At 67.8% G+C, this 23219-nt stretch carries 16 protein-coding genes; 3 read left to right on the top strand and 13 right to left on the bottom strand.

What is annotated here, in order from left to right; genetic code table 11:
- Positions 1 to 108: 108 nt before the first annotated feature.
- From ABNQ38_RS32935 to ABNQ38_RS32900, 8 genes are all read right to left on the bottom strand, one after another.
- Positions 109 to 3651 carry a class I SAM-dependent DNA methyltransferase gene (locus ABNQ38_RS32935; protein ID WP_377810484.1) on the bottom strand — a complete coding sequence of 1181 codons (3543 nt, stop codon included), beginning with the start codon at positions 3649 to 3651 and terminating at the stop codon, positions 109 to 111.
- A gap of 386 nt (positions 3652 to 4037) precedes the next feature.
- Complete coding sequence (locus ABNQ38_RS32930) at positions 4038 to 4937, bottom strand: hydroxymethylglutaryl-CoA lyase (protein ID WP_377810483.1); 900 nt, start codon at positions 4935 to 4937, stop codon at positions 4038 to 4040.
- 2 nt (positions 4938 to 4939) lie between these two features.
- Positions 4940 to 6943, bottom strand: coding sequence for an acetyl-CoA carboxylase biotin carboxylase subunit (locus ABNQ38_RS32925; protein WP_377810482.1), 2004 nt, complete (start codon positions 6941 to 6943; stop codon positions 4940 to 4942).
- Between the two features lie 5 nt (positions 6944 to 6948).
- The gene (locus ABNQ38_RS32920) at positions 6949 to 7731 is read right to left on the bottom strand and encodes an enoyl-CoA hydratase/isomerase family protein (RefSeq protein ID WP_377810481.1); all 783 of its coding nucleotides are present in this window, start codon (positions 7729 to 7731) and stop codon (positions 6949 to 6951) included.
- 10 nt (positions 7732 to 7741) lie between these two features.
- Positions 7742 to 9349 carry a carboxyl transferase domain-containing protein gene (locus ABNQ38_RS32915; protein WP_377810480.1) on the bottom strand — a complete coding sequence of 536 codons (1608 nt, stop codon included), beginning with the start codon at positions 9347 to 9349 and terminating at the stop codon, positions 7742 to 7744.
- A gap of 42 nt (positions 9350 to 9391) precedes the next feature.
- On the bottom strand, positions 9392 to 10525 hold the full coding sequence (locus ABNQ38_RS32910) for an acyl-CoA dehydrogenase (protein ID WP_377810479.1): 1134 nt from the start codon (positions 10523 to 10525) through the stop codon (positions 9392 to 9394).
- A 73-nt stretch (positions 10526 to 10598) separates the two neighbouring features.
- On the bottom strand, positions 10599 to 11780 hold the full coding sequence (locus ABNQ38_RS32905) for an acetyl-CoA C-acyltransferase (protein WP_377810478.1): 1182 nt from the start codon (positions 11778 to 11780) through the stop codon (positions 10599 to 10601).
- 82 nt (positions 11781 to 11862) lie between these two features.
- Positions 11863 to 13035 (bottom strand): isovaleryl-CoA dehydrogenase, encoded by a 1173-nt coding sequence (locus tag ABNQ38_RS32900; RefSeq protein WP_377810477.1) that lies wholly within the window; start codon positions 13033 to 13035, stop codon positions 11863 to 11865.
- Positions 13036 to 13335: 300 nt separating this feature from the next.
- Here ABNQ38_RS32900 and ABNQ38_RS32895 point away from each other — a divergent pair, with 300 nt between their 5' ends.
- On the top strand, positions 13336 to 14331 hold the full coding sequence (locus ABNQ38_RS32895; RefSeq protein WP_377810476.1) for a bile acid:sodium symporter family protein: 996 nt from the start codon (positions 13336 to 13338) through the stop codon (positions 14329 to 14331).
- Between the two features lie 16 nt (positions 14332 to 14347).
- Here ABNQ38_RS32895 and ABNQ38_RS32890 read toward each other — a convergent pair whose 3' ends face one another.
- Together ABNQ38_RS32890 and ABNQ38_RS32885 are read right to left on the bottom strand one after the other, a co-directional pair.
- A complete protein-coding gene (locus ABNQ38_RS32890) occupies positions 14348 to 15778 on the bottom strand; it encodes a hypothetical protein (RefSeq protein WP_377810475.1) in 1431 nt (476 codons plus the stop codon).
- Positions 15775 to 16881, bottom strand: coding sequence for a hypothetical protein (locus ABNQ38_RS32885; protein WP_377810474.1), 1107 nt, complete (start codon positions 16879 to 16881; stop codon positions 15775 to 15777). Before ABNQ38_RS32885 ends, ABNQ38_RS32890 begins: the two co-directional genes overlap by 4 nt.
- 401 nt (positions 16882 to 17282) lie before the next feature.
- Between ABNQ38_RS32885 and ABNQ38_RS32880 the strand changes: the two genes are divergently transcribed.
- A complete protein-coding gene (locus ABNQ38_RS32880) occupies positions 17283 to 17687 on the top strand; it encodes a 6,7-dimethyl-8-ribityllumazine synthase (protein WP_109447523.1) in 405 nt (134 codons plus the stop codon).
- 6 nt (positions 17688 to 17693) lie between these two features.
- Here ABNQ38_RS32880 and ABNQ38_RS32875 read toward each other — a convergent pair whose 3' ends face one another.
- Entirely contained in the window at positions 17694 to 18905 is a 1212-nt protein-coding gene (locus ABNQ38_RS32875) for a benzoate/H(+) symporter BenE family transporter (protein ID WP_377810473.1), read from the bottom strand.
- Positions 18906 to 19001: 96 nt separating this feature from the next.
- On the opposite strand from ABNQ38_RS32875, the gene ABNQ38_RS32870 reads away from it, so the two are divergent.
- Complete coding sequence (locus tag ABNQ38_RS32870) at positions 19002 to 19715, top strand: GntR family transcriptional regulator (RefSeq protein ID WP_377810472.1); 714 nt, start codon at positions 19002 to 19004, stop codon at positions 19713 to 19715.
- A gap of 28 nt (positions 19716 to 19743) precedes the next feature.
- Here the strand turns inward: ABNQ38_RS32870 and ABNQ38_RS32865 are convergent, their stop codons facing one another.
- Together ABNQ38_RS32865 and ABNQ38_RS32860 are read right to left on the bottom strand one after the other, a co-directional pair.
- Entirely contained in the window at positions 19744 to 22203 is a 2460-nt protein-coding gene (locus tag ABNQ38_RS32865) for a PAS domain-containing protein (RefSeq protein ID WP_377810471.1), read from the bottom strand.
- Between the two features lie 121 nt (positions 22204 to 22324).
- On the bottom strand, positions 22325 to 23212 hold the full coding sequence (locus tag ABNQ38_RS32860; protein ID WP_377810470.1) for a LysR family transcriptional regulator: 888 nt from the start codon (positions 23210 to 23212) through the stop codon (positions 22325 to 22327).
- Between the last annotated feature and the right edge of the window lie 7 nt (positions 23213 to 23219).

Below are 23219 nucleotides of genomic sequence, written 5' to 3'. Positions count from 1 at the left end.
TAAATCATGATGCACCCACCGGATGGCAGCGTCAAGTTTGTGGCACGTACAATTTAGGATGCCACATATCCGGCCGATGGGGGAGGCGAGCGGCCGGGACGGTTCCGGTCACGGCGCATAGAGGTTGTTGATCTGCCGGGCATGGCCGACCGACACCAGGATGTCGAGCAGTTCCCGGACCCGCGGCGACTTGGCGCCCTTGAACTGGCGGGCGAGGCTTTCGGCTTCGACGGCACGGGCGCAACGGCTCAGCGCCGCCATCAGGCTGTGGACCTGTTCGGTCGGCGCCTTCGGCCAGACGATCCGCTTCGCCGTGTCCGCCGCGATGTCGAGCGTCGCCACGATCTGGACGGCGGCACCCTGCCCCTTCGGGTTCTGGTAGTCCGGCCGCAGCCAGCGGACGAGGCCGTCGCGTTCCTCGCGGTGGCGCTCTGCGTTCAGCGCCACGAGGTTTTCCAGAATCCGCGCATCCTCCAGATCGGCGGGCCAGCCATAGGCGTCGGCCACCGCATGGTCGATCCGGCCGTGGAGGTCCAGCATCACGCCGACCTGCCCCAGCTGGTAGATCTCCATCTCGCGCGCGGTCAGTTCCTCCCGGCTCCGCCCCTTTTCCAGGACATTGTAAAGCTCGGTCAGCGTCAGCCGGTCGGGATGCTCGGCCAGCACCCGCTTGCGATGGGCGTCGAGTTCCTCGGCAAGCTGACCGATCACGCGCTTTTGATGCGGCGTGGCGTTGGGGAAGGGGAAGGTGTCGAAGCAGCGGGTTTTGTTGTAGCGGGGCCGGTCTTCAAGCGTACCACCTGCCGCCAAAGACCATTTGACATGAATTTTGCTACTCAAAACACCAAGGGCATACCCCTCACTGAGCGCAATATTAATTAGCATATTGTCAGGAAGAATGATTTTTTCTAAAAATTGAAATACTCTATGTCTTGCCGTCTCCACGGTCGACACATATCTAATATGTCCACACAATGAACGCCTCAGTTCTTTCCTCGGCTCGCCAAATACCAGCCAGCCCTCACGATACGACTGTCTGCTGTTGGAATCTCGCTCCGGTTTCACGCGATCCAACAGCCACTGATAAACATCAGGATACTTCTGCCTGACCTCGGCTTCCGTCATGCCGAACAGGTCGATCACCATCAGCCCACGGGAGCGGCCGGTCAGATCACGGCCGTTCCGGTATTCGCGTATCCTCTCTTCCAATCCGGCAATCCGCCCCAAACCGAGGGCGCGCGCCTGTGCCGGGGTGACGAGAAAGCCCGACCCGTGCAGCTTCACGCCGGGAGAGGACAGCCCGTCATTTGCCTTGAGCGCTTTCGCTGCCGTCACGTCCGCTCCGGTGGTCAGGTTCGCGTGTATGCGCCCTTGCCGCACGGCAAGCACCACCGGCACCGCCCCATCCCGGTCCGGTGCCTGCCCTTCGCGCTCCACCGTCTTTAACAAGCCGGTCCGCTCGTCATGCTCGACGGGCGCACCCACCGTCATCGCCACCCGCACAGCCGCCGCGCCTTGTCCGTCCGCCCAGGGGTGGTCCGGGATGGCGAAGGTCAGATACAGGGGCGTCTTCGCGTCCAGATGGCGTTGGATGACCCGGCGGCTGAAGGTCTGGGTGATGCTGTTGGTGGTGATGAAGCCGAAGCGCCGGGCCGCTCCCTTGCGCACCAGATCGGCCGCCTTGTCCCACCAGTAGGTGACGAAATCGGCGCCCCCGGGCATGTGCGGATAAGCCTTCCACAGCGCTTCGGCATAGCCGTCGCCCAGTTCGGCGCGCAGGTCCTTGCCGGCGATGAAGGGCGGGTTGCCGACGATGTAGTCGGCCTGCGGCCAGTCCGCGGGCCTGGCGCCGACATGGCGTTGCAGCGGAACCGTCCGGCTTTCGTCCGGCACCTCCTGGCCGGTGAAGGGGTCGGTCTTCCAACTGACACCGTCCCACTTCACCCGCGGCTGCCCAGCCTCGTCCAGCATCGGCTCCACCCGCTCCCAGTTCAGCACCGCGTCGCACTGCCGGATGTTGTCGTAGGAGTGGAGGATCGGCTCGCTCAGGCTTTCCGGCCCGCGCTGGCGCAGGTGGCATTGCAGATGACCGATCCAGATCACCAGTTCGGCAATCGGCACGGCGCGGGGATTCTTTTCCAGCCCAAGAAGCTGGTGCGGGCCGACGGTATGACCGGCAAGGTCGAGATTGGCCTGCGTCCCTCCGCCGATTTCCTCCAGCGTCGCGATGACCTCCCCTTCCAGGGCCTTCATCTTCTCCAGGGCGACGTAAAGAAAATTTTCGCTTCCGCAGGCGGGATCCAATATTTTTACCGAACAGAGATCCTGGTGGAATTCCTTGATCTGCTTAATCGCCTGCGCCTGATCGTTCTTTTGCCGCGCGTTCTCGGCGATCACCTGCGCGTTGCGCCATTTCGCCATCAGCGGTTCGATGACGGCCGGCACCACCAGCCTTTCCACATAGGCGCGCGGCGTGAAGAACGCGCCGTACTGGCTGCGCTCGCGCTTGCTCAGTGCGTTTTCCAGCAGGGTGCCGAAGATCGCCGGCTCCACATTCTTCCAGTCGCGTGAACAGGCGGCGATCAACTCGCCGATCTCCTGTCCGTCGAGCGCCAGCGCCTCGGCTTCGCGGAACAGGCCGCCGTTGAAATGGCGGACGCGGGCGCGGATGGTGGTGTCGTGATCGCTGCCCTTGTCCATGTTGCGCCAGAAGGGCTCCAGATAGCGCGGCAGGAATTGCGGGTTCGGCCGGGCATCGTTCAGCACGCCGGTGAAGGCGCCGTCCGGCAACAGCCCGACATTCTGCGCGAAGGCGGTGAACAGGCAGCGCATCAGGAACAGCGCGACCGCTTTCGGTTCGTAGCGCTTTTCCAGGCTCTGCGCCAGCCGGGCGAGGCGTTGCGCGATGTCCCGCGTCACCTCGGCCCGCCGGGCGCTGGGATCGAGGCTTTTGGGGGCTTCCCAGATCGCCTTCAGCCGCGCCCGTATCTCCGGATCGGCGAGATCCGCCAGCCTGATCCGGTGCGACCGGCTGTCGGGAAAGGGCATGTAGGCCTTGCCCAGCCCGGTGAAGTCAGCATAGGTCTCGATCACATGCCCGACATCGACGACGATCAGGAAGGTCGGCCAGCCATGATCGGTCGGCAGCGCCTTGGCATAGCGTTCGGCCTGGGCGCGCGCCTGCCGCATCAGCCGGTCCCATGATGGCCGTGTCCCGGCCAGCGGGGAGCTGTGGGGCAGCCCGCCGAACAGGTCGCCGCCCTCCTGCCCGCCGCGCTGGCGCTTGCGCGACTGCTTGGCCTCGAGAACGAAGCAATCCCGCTTGTAGCAGTCGAGATAGTTGTTCCGCCCGTCGTCGCCCTCGAGGTCAAGCGCGCGAACCCTTTTCTCATAGACGTAGTTGTTGAGCGCGTCCTGTTCCGAAGAGGCGTCCGGCTCCGCCGTACCGATCAGGGCGCAGAGCTGGTTGATGAATTTCTGGTAGTTGGCACGCTCCGACCCGCCCTTGTCGCTCCAATATCTGATGAAGGCTTCGGGGGAGTGATGTGTCGCTTCATCGGCGGGAATGCCCTTGCGGTCAGCGCCAGGACCGGTATAGCCATCGAAATGCGACCTTGGCGCGCTTTCCCCAACCACCACAGACGATGCCATACCATCCCCGCCGAAGATTTCCCCAAATACGAGAAACTCGACCGTGAGATAGATATTTTCACGCCGTCAAAGCCTTCCTAATGTCGCCTCAATTTTGCAAGACTGAATGCATAAATCGCGTCATTCGGTGGAAGATATCCGCAGAGTTGATGACCACATTCCTTGCGTAACGAGGACTCAACAGAAAAACACCACCGACTCGGCAAGAGCAATGCGATGGTATGCATTGAGCTCATCATCTCTGATTTTCAAATATCATGCAGAAACTGCTAATTTTCCGCGGTAAAATTTGCAACATGCATATGAATTACTTTGGCGCTCCCCCAAAAATACGAAAGGGCCGCGCCCCCAGCCGGAGGCGCGACCCTTCGTTGCCGAAGGTTCCCTTACGCACAACCACGAGCGCGGGCCACCTTCGATGCGGTGGGGCGGCCGATGGCGTCGCTGATGAACGCCCCGGCCGCGATCAGCCTGTCCAGATCGACCCCGGTCTCGATGCCGAGGCCGTTCAGCATGTAGAGCACATCCTCGCTCGCCACATTGCCGCTGGCCCCCTTGGCATAGGGGCAGCCGCCCAGGCCCGCGACGGAGCTATCAACCACCGCCACACCCATCTGGAGCGCCGCAAGGATGTTGGCGAGCGCCTGCCCGTAGGTGTCGTGGAAATGGACGGCGATCTTGTCGACCGGCACCCGCTCTGCCACCGCGGCGATCATCGCCTGCGCCTTGGTCGGCGTGCCGGTGCCGATGGTATCGCCCAGCGAGATCTCGTAGCAGCCCATGGCGAACAGGCGTTCCGCCACGTCGGCCACCGCCTTGGGTGCGATCTTCCCCTCATAGGGGCAGCCGAGCACGCAGGAGACGTAGCCGCGGACCGGCACGCCGGCCGCCTTGGCCTGCTCCATCACCGGGGCGAAGCGGTCCAGGCTCTCGGCGATGGAGCAGTTGATGTTCTTCTGGCTGAAGCTCTCCGAGGCGGCGCCGAACACCGCCACCTCGTCGGCCCTGGCCGCCAGCGCGCCCTCCAGCCCCTTCAGGTTGGGGGTGAGGGCGGCGTAACGGACACCGGGCTTGCGGGCGATGCCGGCCAGCACCTCGGCGCTGTCGCCCATCTGCGGCACCCATTTGGGCGAGACGAAGCTGGCTGCCTCCACCACGCCCAAACCGGCGTCGGACAGGCGGTTGACCAGCTCCACCTTCACCGCGGTCGGCACCATCGACTTTTCGTTCTGGAGGCCGTCGCGCGGGCCGACCTCCACCATGCGGACGAATTTCGGCAGCTGCATCGTCAGGCCTCCGCGATGTCGAGAACCAGCAGGTCGACGCCTTCCGACACCTGATCGCCCGCCGCGAAATTCACCGCGCTGACGGTGCCCGCCGCCGGGGCCTTGATGGTGTGCTCCATCTTCATGGCCTCCAGCAGCATCAGCGGCGCGCCGGCCTCGACGCTCTGGCCCGGTTCGACCAGCACGCGGACCACGGTGCCCGGCATCGGCGCGGTCAGTCGGCCGGATCCGCCCTCCTGCTCCGCCGCGCGGGCGCTGGGGTCGTCCAGCGTCAGTCGGGACACCGCACCGTCGATCAGCACGGTGAGGTCCAGCCCCTGCCGCACCACGGTGGCGCGGGTGCGCATGCCATCCAGCGTCGCCGTCAGCAGCCCGTCGGCAAGGCTGACGCCGGTCACCGGCATCGGCTTGCCGCCATCCACCGCGACCTCATAGCCATCACTGCGGAAATGCAGCGTCACCTCGCGCGCGGTGTCGCCGTCCATCAGACGCAGGTCGTAATGGTTCTCCTCGTTCAGCCGCCAGCCATTGGCGAGCAGCCACGGGGAATAGCGGTCTGAGCGGGCGCGCAGGGCGGCCTGGGCCTCCTCCCGGCGCGTCAGCAGCACCGACAGGGATGCTGCGGCCAGCGCCCTGTCGGCCACCGGGGCCGGCGGCGGCAGCAGGTCGGCGCGGTGGCGCTCGATGAAGCCGGTGTCGATCTCCACCGCCTTGAAGGCGGGATGGCCGGCGATGGCACCGAGGAAGGCGACATTGGTGGTGACGCCGACGACCTCATACTCGGCGAGCGCCACGCGAAGGCGGCGCAGCGCGCTGTCGCGGTCCTCGTCCCAGACGATCAGCTTGGCGATCATCGGGTCGTAATACATGGTCACCGAATCGCCTTCGCGGACGCCGGTGTCGACGCGGACATGGTCGCTCTCGGCCGGCGGACGCAGGCGGACCAGCCTGCCGATGGCGGGCAGGAAGTCGCGCTGCGGGTCTTCGGCGTACAGCCGAGCCTCGAAGGCATGGCCCCGGCGGGTCAGCTGCTCCTGGCGCAACGGCAGCTCCGCCCCGGATGCCACCCGCAGTTGCCACTCGACCAGATCGAGGCCGGTGATCTTCTCGGTCACCGGATGCTCCACCTGCAACCGGGTGTTCATCTCGATAAAGTAGAAGCCACCATCCTCATAGAGGAACTCGACGGTGCCGGCGCCGACATAGTTCACCGCCTTGGCGGCGGCGACCGCGGCCTCGCCCATGCGGCGGCGGAGGTCGTCGGGCAGGTTGGGGGCCGGCGCCTCCTCGATCACCTTCTGGTGGCGGCGCTGCACCGAGCAGTCGCGCTCGAACAGATAGACGCCGTTGCCGTGGGTGTCGCAGAAGACCTGGATTTCGACATGGCGCGGCCGGCCGAGATACTTCTCCAGCAGCAGGCTGTCGTCGCCGAAGGCGGCCTTGGCCTCGCGCTGGGCGCCGGCCACCGCATCGGCCAGCTCGTTGGCGGCGCGCACCACGCGCATGCCCTTGCCGCCGCCGCCGGCCGATGCCTTGACCAGCACCGGATAGCCGATACGCTCGGCTTCCGCCGACAGGGTGGTGAAGTCCTGGTCGGTGCCGTGATAGCCCGGCACCAGCGGCACGTCAGCGTTCGCCATCAGCCGCTTGGATTCCGCCTTGGAGCCCATGACGCGGATCGCGTCGATCGGCGGGCCGATGAAGACGACACCGGCCTCGGCACAGGCGGCGGCGAAGCCGGCATTCTCCGACAGGAAGCCGTAGCCGGGATGGATGGCCTGGGCACCCGTGCGCTTCGCCACGTCGAGGATGGCGTCGCCGCGCAGATAGCTTTCGCCGACCGGGGCCGGGCCGATGCAGACGGCCTCGTCGGCCATCTGGACATGCATGGCTTTGGCGTCGGCCTCCGAATGGACGGCGACGGTCTTGATGCCCAGGCGGCGGGCGGTGCGGATGACCCGGCAGGCGATTTCGCCGCGGTTGGCGATCAGGATCTTGTCGAACATGTGGATCAGCTCCGCCAGGACGGGGTGCGTTTGTCGAGGAAGGCGCCGACGCCCTCCTTGCCTTCGGCGCTGGCGCGCTGGCGGGCGATGCGCTCCGCCGTGTCGCGCACCACGTCGTCGGTCAGCGGCCGGCGGGCGACGGCGCGGATCAGTTCCTTGGCGGCGGTGACCGCCGTGGGCGCGCTGTCCATCAGACTCTTCACCGTCTTCGCCACCGTCTCTTCCAGCCCGTCGGCATTGGTCAGCTCATGCAGCAGGCCGATGCGGTGGGCCTCCGCTGCGCTGAACCGCTCGCCGGTCAGGAAATAGCGGCGGCAGGCGCGCTCGCCGATGGCAGCGATGACATAGGGGCTGATGGCGGCGGGGATGATGCCCAGCCGAACCTCCGACAGGGCGAAGGTCGCGGTCTCGACGCCGATGGCGATGTCGCAGGCCGACACGAGGCCGACGCCGCCGCCGAAGGCCGGTCCCTGCACCACGGCGACCGTGGGCTTCGGGCATTCGTCCAGCGTGCGCAGCATGGTGGCGAGGCCCATGGCGTCGGCCAGATTCTCCTCGCGGGAGTAGCCGGCCATCTTCTTCATCCAGGACAGGTCAGCCCCGGCGGAGAAGCTCTTGCCCACCCCGCGCAGCAGGACGACGCGCACCGCCGGATCCTCGCCCACCCGGCGGAAGGCAGATGTCAAGTCGGCGATGACCTGCTCGTTGAAGGCGTTGTGCACGTCGCCGCGGTTCATGGTGACGGTGGCGACGCCGCTGTCGGCGATGTCGATGAGGATGTCGCTCATGGTCGCCCCCTCACATCCGGAAGACGCCGAAGGGCGTCTTCGGCACCGGGGCGTTCAGCGAGGCCGACAGGCCGAGGCCCAGCACCATGCGGGTGTCGGCGGGGTCGATGATGCCGTCGTCCCACAGCCGGGCGCTGGCGTAATAGGCGTGGCTCTCACGCTCGAACTGGGCGCGGATCGGTGCCTTCAGCGCCTCGTCGTCCTCGGCCGACCACGGCTTGCCCTGGGCTTCCATGGCGTCGCGCTTGACCTGGGCCAGCACGCCGGCGGCCTGCTCGCCGCCCATGACCGAGATGCGGGCGTTCGGCCACATCCACATGAAGCGCGGGCTGTAGGCGCGGCCGCACATGCCGTAATTGCCGGCGCCATAGCTGCCGCCGATGATGACGGTGAATTTCGGCACCTTGGCGCAGGCGACCGCCGTGACCAGCTTGGCGCCGTCCTTGGCGATGCCGCCGGCCTCATATTTGCGGCCGACCATGAAGCCGGTGATGTTCTGCAGGAACACCAGCGGGATGCGGCGCTGGCAGCACAGCTCGACGAAATGGGCGCCCTTCAGGGCGGATTCGCTGAACAGGATGCCGTTGTTGGCGATGATGCCGACGGGATAGCCGAAGATGTGGGCGAAGCCCGTCACCAGCGTCGTGCCGTAGAGCGGCTTGAACTCGTCGAAGCGCGATCCGTCGACCACCCGCGCGATCACCTCGCGCACGTCGAAGGGCTTGCGGGCGTCGCTGGGGATGACGCCGTAGAGTTCGCGCGGGTCGAAGGCGGGGTCCTCCGGCTCGCGCAGGTCGAGGTCGATGTGCTTGGCGCGGTTCAGGTTCGACACCACGCGGCGGGCCATCGCCAGCGCGTGGGCGTCGTTCATCGCGTAATGGTCGGTCACGCCGGAGGTGCGGGAATGGACGTCGGCACCGCCGAGATCCTCAGCCGACACCACCTCGCCGGTCGCCGCCTTCACCAGCGGCGGGCCGCCGAGGAAGATGGTGCCCTGGTTGCGGACGATGATCGCCTCGTCCGACATCGCCGGGACATAGGCGCCGCCGGCGGTGCAGCTTCCCATCACCACGGCGATCTGCGGGATGCCCTCGGCCGACATGTTGGCCTGGTTGTAGAAGATGCGGCCGAAATGGTCGCGGTCAGGGAAGACCTCGTCCTGATTCGGCAGGTTGGCGCCGCCCGAATCCACCAGATAGATGCAGGGCAGGTTGTTCTGCTGGGCGATTTCCTGCGCGCGCAGGTGCTTCTTGACCGTCAGCGGGTAATAGGTGCCGCCCTTCACCGTCGCGTCGTTGGCGACGATCATGCATTCCTGCCCAGCGACGCTGCCGATGCCGGCGATGATGCCGGCGGACGGAATGTCCTCGGCATAGACGCCGTCGGCTGCCAGCTGCGACAGCTCAAGGAAGGGCGAACCGACATCGAGCAGCTGGCGGATGCGCTCGCGCGGCAGCAGCTTGCCGCGGGCGAGGTGCTTGTCGCGCGCCTTGGCCCCGCCGCCCTGCTGGATGGCGGCGACCTTCCGGCGCAGATCGTCGACCAGGGCCTGCATGGCGTCGGCGTTGGCCTGGAACTCGGCGGAGCGCGCGTTCAGGGCGCTCTTCAGGACGGTCATGCCGTCTTCCTCCCGGTTTGGCGGTCTTGATTGCAGATTGTGTTACTGAACGAGGGCACGGCTGATGACCAGCCGCTGGATGTCGCTGGTGCCCTCGTAGATCTGGCAGACCCGGACGTCGCGATAGATGCGCTCGACCGGAAAATCGTTGAGATAGCCATAGCCGCCATGGATCTGGATGGCGTCGGAGCAGACCTTCTCGGCGATCTCCGAGGCGAACAGCTTGGCCATTGCCGCCTCCTTCATGCAGGGCACCCCGGCGTCGCGCAAGGACGCGGCATGAAGGACGAGCTGGCGCGCGGCCTCCACGCGGGTCGCCATGTCGGCAAGACGGAAGGCGACGGCCTGATGCTGGACGATCGGCACGCCCATGCTCTGGCGCTCCTGGGCGTAGCGGATGGCGTGGTCGAGTGCGGCGCGCGCCATGCCGACCGACTGCGAGGCGATGCCGATCCGCCCACCCTCCAGGTTCGCCAGCGCCACCTTATAGCCGGCGCCTTCGGCCCCGAGCATCAGGTCGGCGGGAACCCGGCAGTCCTCGAAGACGATCTGGCAGGTGTCGGAACAGTGCTGGCCCAGCTTCTCCTCGGTCCGCGCCACCTGATAGCCCGGCGTGTCCGTCGGCACGATGAAGGCGCTGAGCCCCTTCTTGCCGGCGGCCGGATCGGTCACCGCAAAGACGATGGCGACGTCGGCCTGCGAGCCCGAGGTGATGAACTGCTTGGTCCCGTTCAGAACCCAGTGATCGCCGTCGCGCCGGGCGCGGGTCTTGATCGCCGAGGCGTCGGAGCCCGCCTGCGGTTCGGTCAGGCAGAAGGCGCCCAGCATCTGGCCGCGCGCCATCGGCTTGAGGAAACGGTCCTTCTGGGCCTCATTGCCGAACTTCAGGATCGGCATGCAGCCGACCGAGTTGTGGACGCTCATGATGGTGGAGACGGCGCCGTCGCCGGCGGCGATTTCCTCGATGGCGAGCGCGTAGGCGACATGGTCGGTGGCGGCGCCGCCGAACTCCTCCGGCACCAGCATGCCCATCAGGCCAAGTTCACCCATCTCGGCCAATTCGGCCTTGGGGAAAGCACCGCTGCGGTCACGCTCGGCGGCGGTCGGGGCGAGCCGGTCCTGCGCGAAGGCGCGGGCCATGTCGCGGACCATGGTCTGTTCTTCGGTCAGGTGCATCGGGCGTTTCCTCACGATTTCTATAGCCCCCTCTCCCCAGGGGGGAGAGGGGGAATAACGGAAAGGGAGTGCCTTACACCCGCTCCACCGCGATGGCCGTCGCCTCGCCGCCGCCGATGCACAAGCTGGCCACACCGCGCTTCAGGTCGTACTTCTCCAGCGCCGCCAGCAGCGTGACGAGGATGCGTGCCCCCGAGGCGCCGATGGGGTGGCCGAGCGCGCAGGCGCCGCCATGGACGTTCACCTTGTCGTGCGGCAGGTCGAGATCGCGCATCGCCGCCATGGTGACCACGGCAAACGCCTCGTTGATCTCGAACAGGTCGACGTCGCGGGCTGACCAGCCCACCTTCTCGAACAGCTTCTGCATGGCGCCAACGGGCGCGGTGGTGAACAGCGCCGGCTGCTGGGCGTGGTTGGAATGGCCCTTGATCTCGGCGATCACGCGCAGGCCGCGGCGGTCGGCCTCGCTGCGGGTGGTGACGATCAGCGCCGCGCCGCCGTCCGAGATCGACGAGGCATTGGCCGCCGTCACCGTGCCGTCCTTGGCGAAGGCCGGTTTCAGCGTCGGGATCTTCTTGGGATCGCCCTTGCCCGGCTGCTCGTCGGTGTCGACCAGTGTATCACCCTTGCGCCCCTTGACCAGCACCGGCGCGATCTCCGCCTTGAAGGATCCGTCCTCCACCGCCTTGCGGGCGCGGGTCAGGCTTTCGATGGCGTAATTGTCCTGCGCCTCGCGGGTGAAGTTGTAGCTGCTGGCGCATTCCTCGGCGAAGGTGCCCATCAGGCGGCCCTTCTCGTAGGCATCCTCCAGACCGTCGAAGAACATGTGGTCCAGCACTTTGCCGTGACCCATGCGGTAGCCGGCGCGAGCGCGGTCCAGCAGGTAGGGGGCGTTCGACATGCTCTCCATGCCGCCGGCCACCACCACCTTGGCCGAGCCGGCCTTGATCACGTCATGGGCGAACATAACCGCCCGCATGCCCGAGCCGCAGACCTTGGAGATGGTGGTGCAGCCGACGCCCTTCGGCAGCCCGGCGCCGAGTGCCGCCTGACGCGCCGGGGCCTGGCCCAGCCCGGCCGACAGCACATTGCCCATGAACACCTCGTCCACCGCATCCGCGGCGAGGCCCGAGCGTTCCAGCGCCGCCTGGATGGCGACGGCGCCCAGCTGCGGGCCGGTCAGGCCCATGAGGTCGCCCTGGAAGCCGCCCATCGGCGTGCGGACGGCGGCGGCGATGACGATGCTGTCGGTCATGGTGGTCGGTCCCTTTCCCTCGATGCTCTCTGTGCTTTGCCGAACCGCTTTGCGCGGTTTCTCAGCCTTCAGGCCGTTTCCCTCAGGCCGTTTCTTTGAACAGTTCGCGTCCGATCAGCATGCGGCGGATCTCGCTGGTGCCGGCGCCGATCTCGTAGAGCTTGGCGTCGCGCAGCAGGCGGCCGGTCGGATACTCATTGATGTAGCCGTTGCCCCCCAACGTTTGAATGGCCTCCAGCGCCATCCAGGTCGCCTTTTCGGCAGAGAACAGGATGGCGGCGGCAGCATCCTTGCGGGTGGTCTCGCCACGGTCGCAGGCCTTGCAGACGGCGTACACATAGGCCTTGGCGGCGTTCATGATCGTGTACATGTCGGCGATCTTGCCCTGCATCAGCTGGAACTCGCCGATGGACTGGCCGAACTGCTTGCGGTCGTGGACATAGGGGATCACCACGTCCATGCAGGCCTGCATGATGCCGAGCGGGCCGCCGGACAGCACCGCGCGCTCGTAATCCAGGCCGGACATCAGCACGTTCACACCGCGGCCGACGCCGCCCAGGATGTTCTCCTCCGGCACCTCGCAGTCCTCGAACACCAGCTCGCCGGTGTTGGAACCGCGCATGCCCAGCTTGTCCAGCTTCTGCGCCACCGAGAAGCCCTTGAAGCCCTTCTCCACCAGAAAGGCGGTGATGCCGCGCGGGCCGGCGTTGATATCGGTCTTGGCGTAGATCACCAGCGTGTCGGCATCAGGACCGTTGGTGATCCACATCTTGGTGCCGTTCAGGACGTAGCGGTCGCCCTTCTTCTCGGCCCGCAGCTTCATCGACACCACGTCGGACCCGGCGTTCGGCTCCGACATCGCCAAGGCACCGATATGCTCGCCGGAAATCAGCTTGGGCAGATAACGGCGCTTCTGGTCCTCGGTGCCGTTCTTGCGGATCTGGTTGACGCAGAGGTTGGAGTGGGCGCCGTAGCTCAAGCCCACCGAGGCCGACGCGCGGGACACCTCCTCCATCGCCACGACATGCTCCAGATAGCCCATGCCGGCGCCGCCATACTCCTCCTCCACCGTCACGCCGAGGATGCCAAGGTCGCCCATCTTGCGCCACAGCTCGTTCGGGAACTCGTTGCTGCGGTCGATCTCGGCGGCGCGGAGGGCGATCTCGTTGGCGGCAAAGCTCCGCACCGAATCGCGCAGCATGTCGGCCGACTCACCAAGGTCGAAATTCAAGCTCGGGTACTGGTTGGACAGCATGGACGTATCGCTCCCCTGGGAAATCATCCGTTCTTTGACCATACGTTACCGTATGGCAAGGCGGCTGGCAAGGGGGTTGCCGAGCGGATCGAAAAGCCGTTCCGGGTCAGCAGTTTGGCCGCTCAAGAGGGTGCATCAGCATTTCCGCATCGTGGAAGCTACAAGGGGGCAGCCCGATTTCCCCAATCGATTCAAGGCTGCCATGCATGTTGGATACTGTATTCCAGAGCGGCGAAGGCGATTATAACGGGAGCCGACGCGTTATATCCGGCCAGTGATATCGATTTGGGGGACCAACGAATGATCCGCGTGCCTCGGCCCAACATGGACGGCTTCACCATGGCCCTGGTGGCGACCGTCGGGCTGGCGACCGTGCTTCCGGTGCAGGGGCAGTTCGCCCAGGGGGTGCACTGGCTGGCGGAGGCGGCCATCGCGCTGCTGTTCTTCCTGCACGGCGCCCGCCTGCCGCGGGAAGAGGTGGTGGCGGGCATGGCGCACTGGCGCCTGCATCTGCTGATCTTCAGCCTGACCTTCGCCGCCTTCCCGCTGATCGGCTGGGCAGTGGTGGAAACGCTGCCGCACAGCCTGCTGCCGCCGGCCGTCGCCATCGGCGTGCAGTTCCTCTGCCTGCTGCCCTCCACCGTGCAGTCCTCCATCGCCTTCACCTCGATGGCGCGGGGCAACGTGGCGGCGGCGGTGTGCAGTTCCACCCTGTCCAACATCTCCGGCATCCTGATGACGCCGCTGCTGGTGGCGCTGTTCCTCAAGGTGCAGGGATCGGCGCTGTCGCTCGATACCTTGCAGACCATCGCGGCGCAATTGCTGCTGCCCTTCGTCGCCGGCCAGCTGCTGCGGCGCTGGATCGGCGCCTGGGCGGCCCGGCACAAGACGATGCTGCGCTTCACCGACCGCGGCTCGATCCTGCTGGTCGTCTATCTCGCCTTCAGCGAGGCGGTGGTGAACGGGCTGTGGCATCAGGTGCCGCCGGCCGCACTGGGCATGGTGGTGGTGATCGACTGCGCCATCCTGGCGGTCTTCCTGGTCGGCACGACGCTGCTGAGCCGCCGCCTGGGCTTCTCCCGTGCCGACGAGGCGGTGATCGTTTTCTGCGGGTCGAAGAAGTCACTGGTCAGCGGCGTGCCGATGGCCGGCGTGCTGTTCGCCCCCGCCACCGCCGGACTGGTGCTGCTGCCGGTGATGCTGTTCCACCAGATCCAGCTGATGGTCTGCGCGGTCCTGGCCCGCCGCTATGCCGAGGAGGGCGAGGCGCGGGACGCCCTGCCGGCCACCTCGTGAGGGAGCGGGGCGCGCCCTACTCCTCCGCGAATTCTCCCGTCGCGGCCATGATGGCAGTGCGGAGCCGGTCGGCCTTGGCGGGACCGGCGACCAGTTCCAGCAGGCGCAGGGCGTAGAACAGGTTCATCTCCGCCGTCTCGGCATCGTCCGGGTCGCCGGCCGCCTTGGGATAGTCCGCCAGCAGGGCCTGCGCCCGCGCCATCAGCCCCTTTTCCATCGACACCATCGTGTCCTTCAACGGCTCGTGCAGGCCGAGCGCGCCGGCCAGCCCCTCGCAGCGGCGCAGCGCGCGGGCGTGATCCTCGGCGGCGGCCTGGGCGTCCTCGTCCACCGGGGCGGGGCGGCCGTTCCCGGCGGGGGCTGGAACGGCGGTCAGGATGCCGGCCGGTGCAGTGTCCAGGACGGTGCCGGCCACCATGGTCCGCACCGCCACCTTCACCGCGTCCAGCCGCTCGCGATAGGCCGGATCGGCCAGGACATCCATGGCGGCGGAGGTGGTGTCGATGCCGGCGACCAGCCGCTCGGCGATGGCGATGGCCTCCTCCGGAGCGATGGCGACGGCGGCTTCGCCCTGCCCGGCGCTGTGGCCGGTGCCGTCCAGCCGGGCAGACCGCTCCTCCAGATTGGTGACGACCAGACCGCTCAGCTGGGCGAAGATCGCCGGCTGTTCGCGCCGCGCCTTGCCGAGATCCAGATCGTTCAGCACCGTCAGCAGGTCGGCCGGGTTCGCCATGCGCGAGGCGGCGACCAGCAGCAGGTAATGGACCAGCCCGGCCGATTGCCGCGCCACCGCCTGGGCCGCCTGCTCGATGGCGTCCACATGCAGATCGTCCAGCGCGGCCAGCGGCTTCGGCGCCAGCGCGTCCTTCAGCGATTCGACCGTCAGCCCGATCTCGAGGAAGGTGGCGACGTCCAGCAGCTGCCGCCGCATCTCCTCGTCGCCCTGCAGGACGCGCCACAGCGCCTGACGGCCGGTGTTCGGCTCCCCGACATCGTCGACGGCGCCCCGTACGGCCTGGGCGGCCATCGGCCAAAGCCGGCGCCCGATGTTGCGCAGGGCGTTGAGATTGCCGGGTGCCGTCTCCTGCACCTGCCGGTCGAGCTGGTCGATCAGGGCGCGGTCGCCGCATTCCGTCACCAGCCGCCACACCGGGTCGATCACCCGCCGTTCGATGCGGCCCACCGGCACGTCGACGCCGTTGAAGCTTTCCAGCACGTCCTCGAACGGCATGCACAGCACGCGTTTCAGCGTCGGCCGGCGGTTCGGGCGCACCTGGACCAGCCGCGGGCGGATGGCGGCGAAGGTCTGGCGCACCTCGGGATGGTCGCGCACCCGCTCCAGCAGGCGGACCACCTCGATGAACTTGTCCTCGGGAATGTCGAACAGCCGGCTCTCCAGCCCCGGCAGGCGGTCGCCCCCGCCCTGTCCGTCCCCCGGTCCGCTCATGGCGCGCGGGCTTTCACCGCCTCGATCCGGCGGATGGCGTCGATGTCCATCTGGCCGGTGCGCCAATCCTCCAGCATGCGGACGGAGCGGCGGTGGGCCACCTTGACCTGCTTGGAATCCTCGACGAAATCGCGGCTGGACTCCCGGCGCGGCAGCAGCGGCAGGATGCGGAACAGGTCGTTGACGGCGGCGGCCTGCTGGTGGCGGTCCTCGGCCTGCGCCACCTCCCACGCCCCGGTGATGTGGCTCCAGCCGTCGAGCAGCCAAGCCATGCGGGCGGCCTGGGTGCGGACGCGGATGAACGCGTCGTCCCAGTCGCGCATCAGCGGCCCGATGGCCTCGATGCGGCGGTGGAAATCGCCCAGCACCTTTTCGCCGATGCCGATGGTGTGCTGCGCCACCTCCGCGCAGAACTCCGCGACCGGGCCGGCATCGCTCGGCACGTCGCGCGCCCAGTCGATCATGCCGTCGCGGAAGCTCTTCAGGTCGTTCAGCCCGCGCGTCAGCCGGCCCGGCCGGGGCGAGTGCGCCAGCCCCACCGGCGCGGTGACCATGGCAATGTCGGCCAGCCGGGCATAGAGCAGCGTCGCGTCCATGCGCAGGCTTTCGGCCGCGCGGGTCATCAGCTGCCGGGTCAGGCGCTGGCCCTCGTCGGTGTCGATGCCGGCCTTCAGCATCTCCGGCGATTCCAGCCCGACCGCCTTCAGGATCGACAGGATCAGCAGGTAATGGGTGAGGGTGCCCTGGTCCTCATCCTCGTCCAGCGCGCGGCGGGCGGCCTGCGCCGCCTTCGGCCCGGCGAGCCCGCGCCGCGCCGCCCTCAGCGTCGCCCGGCGGATCTCATGCGGGGAGCAGGCCTCCTCCTTCACGATCAGGTCGTGCAGGTAGCGGTCGTGCATGGTCATCGACACCATCTCGGGCACCGACTTCCAGGCGACGACATAGATGCCCATGCCCTGCGACAGGCTGGGGATCAGCACTTCGAGCTTCGACCGCTCGCCGCGGCGCACGCGGGTCTGGGACAGCAGCGGCGTGGTGAAGGCCACCGCGGCCCCCCGCTCCTCGAAGGTCGACGGCGCGTATTCGATCGCACCTTTCAACATGATTGCCGTTCCGGATTCGCCTGATCGCTCTGCCGGCACCATTACGGGTCCGTTGGCCGGCCCCCCGCAATTGCACCATAGCGGCATTATTACATGGTCATAAGAAATACGGCGGCGACCAATTTGTTCTGAATTGTAGCGCCATGCAACGGCCTGTCGCGGTTGGCAACAGCTTGCAGGACGAGCGTGGGCCTATCCATAAGGTTTGTCCCCGGTCTGCTTGCCGGACGCTTGGGCATCACCGCAAAGCGGCGCGATTTACCCAGGAAACTTTATAAAGCCGGACGGAAATCTTCGTGCCGGCGCGCCCCTTCCGGATGCCGCGCGACGGCCCTTGCGCTTTCCGCGGCGACGCGACAGTTTGGACGGACGTTACACCGCGACCATGGGAGAAGCAGAGGGTGAGCAACATCGGCATCGTGCTCGGACGGTTCCACCGCAAAGAGGTGGAAGAGATGCTGGACGAGGCGCGCACCGTCGCCGCCAGCCGCGGCCTCGGCATCGTGGCGGAGGTCTGGGTTCCCGGTTCGATGGAAAAGCCGCTGGCGATCAAGCGCCTGCTGATGCGCGAGGATGTCGCCGGCGCGGTCGCGCTGGGCATCATCGAGCGGGGCGAGACCGAACATGGCAACGTCATGGGCCATGCGGTCATCGGCAGCCTGATCGACCTGCAGCTCCAGTTCATGAAGCCGGTCGGCGTCGGCATCCTCGGGCCGGGCATCAACCCGTCGCAGATCCCGCCGCGCATCCGCCCCTACGCCGCCGCCGCGGTGAACGCCTGCGCCGACCTGATCGAGCAGGGCTGAGGCCTCTTATGCTTTGGCGGGGCGCCACCGGTGCAGCACATGCATCGCCCCGCCGAACAGCAGGCCCCAGAAGGCCGATCCGACCCCGAAGAAGGACAGGCCGGACGCGGTCACCAGCAGCGTGACCAGGGCGGGGATGCGCTCCTCCTCCGCCTGCACCGCCGCCAGCAGCGAACCGCCGAAGGCACCGATCAGCGCGAGACCGGCCACCGCCTCGATCAGGATCGGCGGCGAACGGGTGACCAGCGTGGCGGTGACCGCCGCCAGCGCCGTCAGCGCGATATAGCCGACACCGCCGGTGACGGCGGCCTGCCAGCGCCGCTCCGGCCTGGGGTCGGCATCGGGGCCGGCGCACATCGCCGCGGTGATCGCCGCCAGATTGACCGTCGGCGCCCCCAGCGGCGCCGTCAGGGCCGAGGCAAAGCCGGTCGCCAGGAAGGCCGGCGGCACCCGCGGCGTGTAGCCGAAGGTCGCCAGCACCGCCAGACCGGGAATGTTCTGCGACGCCATGGTGACGACGAACAGCGGCAGGGCCAGCCCGACCAGCGCCTCCCAGGTGAAGGCGGGGGCGACCAGCGACAGCGTCGGCCAGGGGTCGGCCGGCAGCGCGCCCGACACCGGCGGGTTCATCGCCATCGCCGCCAGCGCCACCGCGACCGCCGCCGGCACCGCATAGAGCCGGGCGAAGCGACCGACCACCGCCCAGGTGGCCAGCACCAGCAGGCCCAGCCCCGGCGCCTGCCCGATCGCCATGAAGGGTGCCAGGCACAGCTTCAGCAGAAGCCCGGCCAGCATGCCGTTGGCGAGCGGCTTCGGGATCGCCCCGATCCAGCGGCCGAGCGGCCGCCACAGCCCCGCCACCATGATGAGCGCACCGACCGTCAGGAAGGCCCCCACCGCCGCCGGAAAGCCGCCGGCCACCGGCCCGGTCGCCGCCAGAAGCGCCATGCCCGGCGTGGTCCAGGCGACGCTGATCGGCTTTCGCTGCGTCGAGGCCAGCCAGATCGCCGACAGCCCCATGGAAAAGCCGACGGCCACCAGCCCGGAGGTGATCTGCGCCGTGTCCGCCCCGACCGCCGCCAGCCCCTGGATCACCACCGCGACCGAACTGGCATAGCCGACCAGCGCCACCAGACCGCCGGTGGCGAGCGCCGAGGGCGACAGGCCGCGACGCGATGCGTCGGAGACGGTCTGGTCGGCGGATGACGAGCCGGTCATGGCCGGTCCTTTCGCATGCATGGACAGGAGAGGATCCGACAGGTAAATTGGATCCAATATCCAGGCAAGCGTTTTTCTCACCTCCCAGGTCCCCGCATGTCCCAGCTTCCCGATTCCCGACCCTCCGATGCGCGCCTTGCCGATCTGGCCGTGCTGATCGCGCGCAACCGGCCGCGCTTCCGCACCGCGACCGAGTTCGTCGAGGCGGCGATGCGCGAGGCGATCCTGGAGGGGGTTCTTCCGGCCGGCGCCCCGCTGCGCCAGGAGGATCTCGCCGCCGCCTTCGGCGTCAGCCGCATGCCGGTGCGCGAGGCCCTGCGCCAGCTGGAGGCCCGCGCGCTGGTGGAGTTCCATCCCCACCGGGGTGCGGTGGTGGCGGAGATCTCGGCGGAGGATTCGGCCGACATCGGCGCCATCCGGGCAGCGCTGGAGCCGGCGGCCCTGCGGCTGTCGCTGCCGCATCTGACGGCGGACGACCTTGCCCTGGCGGCGGAGCTGATCGCGGAGATGGATGCGGAGGCCGATCCCGGCCGCATGGGGGAGCTGAACCGGCGCTTCCACATGACGCTCTATTCCCGCGCCGGCCGGCCGCGCCTGCTGGCGCTGGTGGAGCAGCATCTCTCCGCCGCCGACCGCTATCTGCGCTTCCAGTTCTCGGCGCTGGGCTACCATCCCCGCTCACAGGACGAGCATCACGCCCTGCTGGCGGCCTGCCGTGCCGGCGATGCGGACGCCGCCTGCGACATCGTTGTGCGCCACGTCATCCAGGCTGGCGAGCAGCTGAGCGCCTTTCTGGACGGGCGGGGATGAGGTCGGCGGGGATGGCGCCCCGCCTCTCCTACGGCGTTCCCAGCAGTTCGCCCAGCGCGTGGCTGAGCTGGCGCGGGGTCACCGGCTTGTGGATGATGCCCAGCCCATGGGCGGCGGCGTCGCGCTCGCACTCCGGACCGGTCTCGCCGGTCAGGATCAGGCCGGGGACCGGCGCGCTGCCGGGATCGTCATACAGCGCGCGGATGCGGGCGACCGCCTCGGTGCCATAGCGCCCTTCACGCAGCCGGTAATCGGCGACGATCAGGTCGGGGCGGCGGCCCATGCGGCTCAACCCCTCCACCGCCTTCTGGGCGGAGCCGGCGACCAGCACCTGATAGCCCCATTCGCGGAAGATCGTCTCCAGCCCCAGCAGCACGATGGCGTCGTCGTCGACCACCACGGCGAAACGGCCGCGACCGGCGGTCGCCGCCTCCGCCGCGGTGACCGCCGTCTCGACCTTGCGGCCGAGTGGCAGGGCGATGACGAAGCTGGTCCCCTGCCCCGGCTTCGAGGTCACGTCCACCGGATGGTTCAGCAGCAGCGACAGCCGCCGCACGATGGCCAGCCCAAGCCCAAGCCCGCGGTTGCGGTCGCGCTCCGGGTTGCCGACCTGATGGAACTCCTCCCAGATGCGTTCCAGATGGTCGGGCGGGATGCCGATGCCGGTGTCGCGCACCTCGATCAGCAGCCGCGCGCCGGCCCGCCGGCATTCGATGTCGATCCGCCCACTCTCGGTATAGCGCAGGGCGTTTTCCACCAGATTGCGCACCATGCGGGTTAGCAGGGTGCGGTCGGTCCGGGCCGCGGCGTTGCAGGACAGGACGTGCAGTTCCAGCCCCTTGGCCGCCGCCACCGGCCGGTAGGAGGCGGCGATGTGGTCGAACAGCGGGGCGACAGACACGCTCTCGATGTTGGGCTGGACAACGCCGGCATCGAGCCGCGACATGTCCAGCAGGCTGTCGAGAAGCTCCTTCAGCGCGTCCAGCCCGCGGCCCAGATGCATCAGCGCGGTGGCGCCCTGGCTGCCCTGGACATGCGGCTTCAGCACGTCGACGAACAGCAGCAGCGCCTGCAACGGCTGGCGCAGGTCGTGGCTGGCCGCGGCCAGGAACTTGCCCTTGGCGAGGGCGGCTGCCTCCGCCGTTTCTTTCGCCTGCAACAGCGCCTGCTGCGCCTGCCGGCGGGCGGTGATGTCGCGGAAATAGACGGACAGCCCGTCGGCATTGGGATAGATGCTGATCTCCACCCAGTCGCCCAGGATGGGAGAGAGAACCTCGATGGTCATCTCCCGCCCTTCGCGCACCGCCTGCTTCTGCGCTTCGAAGGCTTCGCTGCCCACCACCTTGGGGAAGGCTTCCCAGATACGGCGGCCGAGCAGAGTCTCACGCGACCGCCGCCACAACTGCTCGGCCTTTCGGTTGATGTAGGTGAAGCGCCAGTCATGGTCGACGGCATAGAAGGCGTCGCTGATGCTCTCCAGGATCTTCACCGCCCGCTCGTGCGAGGCACGGGCCTCCTCCTCCGCCCGCTTGCGCATGGTGATGTCGCGGAAGAAGCAGCCCACCCCCTCCGCCGTCGGCAGAAAGCGGATCTCCAGCCACAGGGTGGTGCCTTCGCCGTCGAAGCGCTTTTCCATGCTGGTCGGCTGCCGCTCCGTCATCGTTTTACGGCACAGCGCCTCCAGGTCCGACCCGGCAAGCTGCGGCCACACCTCCCACAGCAGTCGGCCGCGCATCGCCGACAGCGACTGGTGGTCGAGCTGTTCGGCACGGCGGTTCTGGTAGATCACGCGGTAATCGCCGTCCAGCGCCACCAGCGCCTCGTCGATGCTGTCCAGAATGTCGGTCGCGCGCCGACGCACGTCGGCAATCGCCTCCTCCATCCGCCGCTCGTCGGAGCGGTCATGCAGGATCCACAGGAATCCCTCCTCGTCGCCCTGAAGCGGCAGGATGGTCAGCGCGCCCCAGACGGCGAAGCCGTCCCGGTGGCAGAACGGACGCTCCTCCTGGATGCGGCCCTCGGCCAGCGCGCGGACCCGCAGGGCGTCGGGCGCGCCGGCGGCGACCTCTTCCGCCGGAAACAGGATGTCGACCGGCTGTCCCCTCGCCTCCTCCTCGGCCCAGCCCAGAATGCGGACGGCGCCGGGGTTCCAACTGGTTATCCGGCCGTCCGGCGCCAGGGTCAGGATGGCGTGGCCGATGGCGCTGTCGAGGATCGCGCGCAGCCGCCTCTCGCTGTCGGCATGGGCGGTGCGGCTGCGCTCCAGCGCGTTGAAGGCGGTGCGCAGATCCTCATTCAGCGCCGTGACAGTCAGCAGGTCGTCGCGGCCGCTGTAGGCGGTGGACAGCGCCGACTGGAGCCGGGCGTTCTCCCGCTCAAGCTCCTCCAGCCTTGCCAGCAGTTCCGCGTCCGGTCGAGCAGGCGAATCCGGCCCGGCTCCCGTTCGGTTATCGGCGGGCTCGTTCGGGACGGACGGCTGTTTGGTCATAGGCGCCCAAAGAAAAACGAAACGCTCATTCGTCGAGAGTGCGCAATGCCCAAAGCCGATGTAAACCTTCCAAAAGCAATATTCCGGACGATTGCGATATCCCGAAATGCAATCGATGTCGTTACCGCATATCAGTGATCGCCTTCACCATTGCCCGCACGCCGGCATCGAGCACTTTGTCACGCCGCAACACCAACCCCAGGGTGCGGATCAATGGCGGCGTCAGAGCTTGTACTGCGAACCGGTCGCAATCCTGCGGCCCCGCCACGGTGACCGACGGCAGGATCGACCGGCCGAGCCCGGCGGCGACGAGGTTCTTGATCGCCTCCACATTGCCCAGCTCCATCGATGGGCGCGGCTGGATGCCGCCGGCCATGAACCAGCCGTCGATCACCGCCCGCATGGTCCCGCCGCGCTCGTAAAGGATCAGCGTTTCATCCGCCAGCGCCGCCGGCGCGACGGTCCGATCCGGCGGTGACGCGTCGCCGCGGGGGCCGACACAGACCAGCTCCTCGGCGCAGACCGGTTCGATGGACAGGCCGGGGCGGCCGGCCGGCAGAGTGACCAGCGCCAGATCCAGCGTTCCACCCTCCACCGCATCCAGGATGTCCGGCGTGTTGCCGGTGACGACGATGATCTCCAGCCCGGGATAGGCGTTGCGCAGGGCGGTCAGGATCGGCGGCAGGCGGTAGATGCAGGCGGTGGCCCCGGTACCGATGCGCACGCGCCCGACCTGCCCGGCACGGTGGCGCCCCATGGCGGCCGATGCCGCCTCCATCTCCTCGCGCAGGCGGCGGATGAAGGGCAGCAGGTCGCGGCCGGCCGCGGTCGGCAGGGCGCGCTTGCCCACCCGCTCCACCAGCCGCACGCCGAAGCGCTCCTCCAGATTGCGGATCTGCATGCTGACCGCCGGCTGGGTCAGGCCGAGCCGCCCGGCGGCTTCGGTGAAGCCGCCATGCTCGACGACGGTCGCGAAGGTGATGAGCTGGTCGAGGTTAAGGCCACGCATACCCCCA

The sequence above is a fragment of the Azospirillum sp. A29 genome (genome assembly GCF_042604625.1).
GTDB lineage: Bacteria > Pseudomonadota > Alphaproteobacteria > Azospirillales > Azospirillaceae > Azospirillum > Azospirillum palustre.
Note: the sequence above shows the minus strand (reverse complement) of the source record. Positions and strands in the feature narration are given on the sequence as shown.

What these genes read in the sequence shown, in the direction of transcription:
- ABNQ38_RS32935 (WP_377810484.1), bottom strand. Translation starts at nt 3,651, where the DNA reads ATGGCATCGTCTGTGGTGGTTGGGGAAAGCGCGCCAAGGTCGCATTTC.
- ABNQ38_RS32930 (WP_377810483.1), bottom strand. Translation starts at nt 4,937, where the DNA reads ATGCAGCTGCCGAAATTCGTCCGCATGGTGGAGGTCGGCCCGCGCGAC.
- ABNQ38_RS32925 (WP_377810482.1), bottom strand. Translation starts at nt 6,943, where the DNA reads ATGTTCGACAAGATCCTGATCGCCAACCGCGGCGAAATCGCCTGCCGG.
- ABNQ38_RS32920 (WP_377810481.1), bottom strand. Translation starts at nt 7,731, where the DNA reads ATGAGCGACATCCTCATCGACATCGCCGACAGCGGCGTCGCCACCGTC.
- ABNQ38_RS32915 (WP_377810480.1), bottom strand. Translation starts at nt 9,349, where the DNA reads ATGACCGTCCTGAAGAGCGCCCTGAACGCGCGCTCCGCCGAGTTCCAG.
- ABNQ38_RS32910 (WP_377810479.1), bottom strand. Translation starts at nt 10,525, where the DNA reads ATGCACCTGACCGAAGAACAGACCATGGTCCGCGACATGGCCCGCGCC.
- ABNQ38_RS32905 (WP_377810478.1), bottom strand. Translation starts at nt 11,780, where the DNA reads ATGACCGACAGCATCGTCATCGCCGCCGCCGTCCGCACGCCGATGGGC.
- ABNQ38_RS32900 (WP_377810477.1), bottom strand. Translation starts at nt 13,035, where the DNA reads ATGCTGTCCAACCAGTACCCGAGCTTGAATTTCGACCTTGGTGAGTCG.
- ABNQ38_RS32895 (WP_377810476.1), top strand. Translation starts at nt 13,336, where the DNA reads ATGATCCGCGTGCCTCGGCCCAACATGGACGGCTTCACCATGGCCCTG.
- ABNQ38_RS32890 (WP_377810475.1), bottom strand. Translation starts at nt 15,778, where the DNA reads ATGAGCGGACCGGGGGACGGACAGGGCGGGGGCGACCGCCTGCCGGGG.
- ABNQ38_RS32885 (WP_377810474.1), bottom strand. Translation starts at nt 16,881, where the DNA reads ATGTTGAAAGGTGCGATCGAATACGCGCCGTCGACCTTCGAGGAGCGG.
- ABNQ38_RS32875 (WP_377810473.1), bottom strand. Translation starts at nt 18,905, where the DNA reads ATGACCGGCTCGTCATCCGCCGACCAGACCGTCTCCGACGCATCGCGT.
- ABNQ38_RS32870 (WP_377810472.1), top strand. Translation starts at nt 19,002, where the DNA reads ATGTCCCAGCTTCCCGATTCCCGACCCTCCGATGCGCGCCTTGCCGAT.
- ABNQ38_RS32865 (WP_377810471.1), bottom strand. Translation starts at nt 22,203, where the DNA reads ATGACCAAACAGCCGTCCGTCCCGAACGAGCCCGCCGATAACCGAACG.
- ABNQ38_RS32860 (WP_377810470.1), bottom strand. Translation starts at nt 23,212, where the DNA reads ATGCGTGGCCTTAACCTCGACCAGCTCATCACCTTCGCGACCGTCGTC.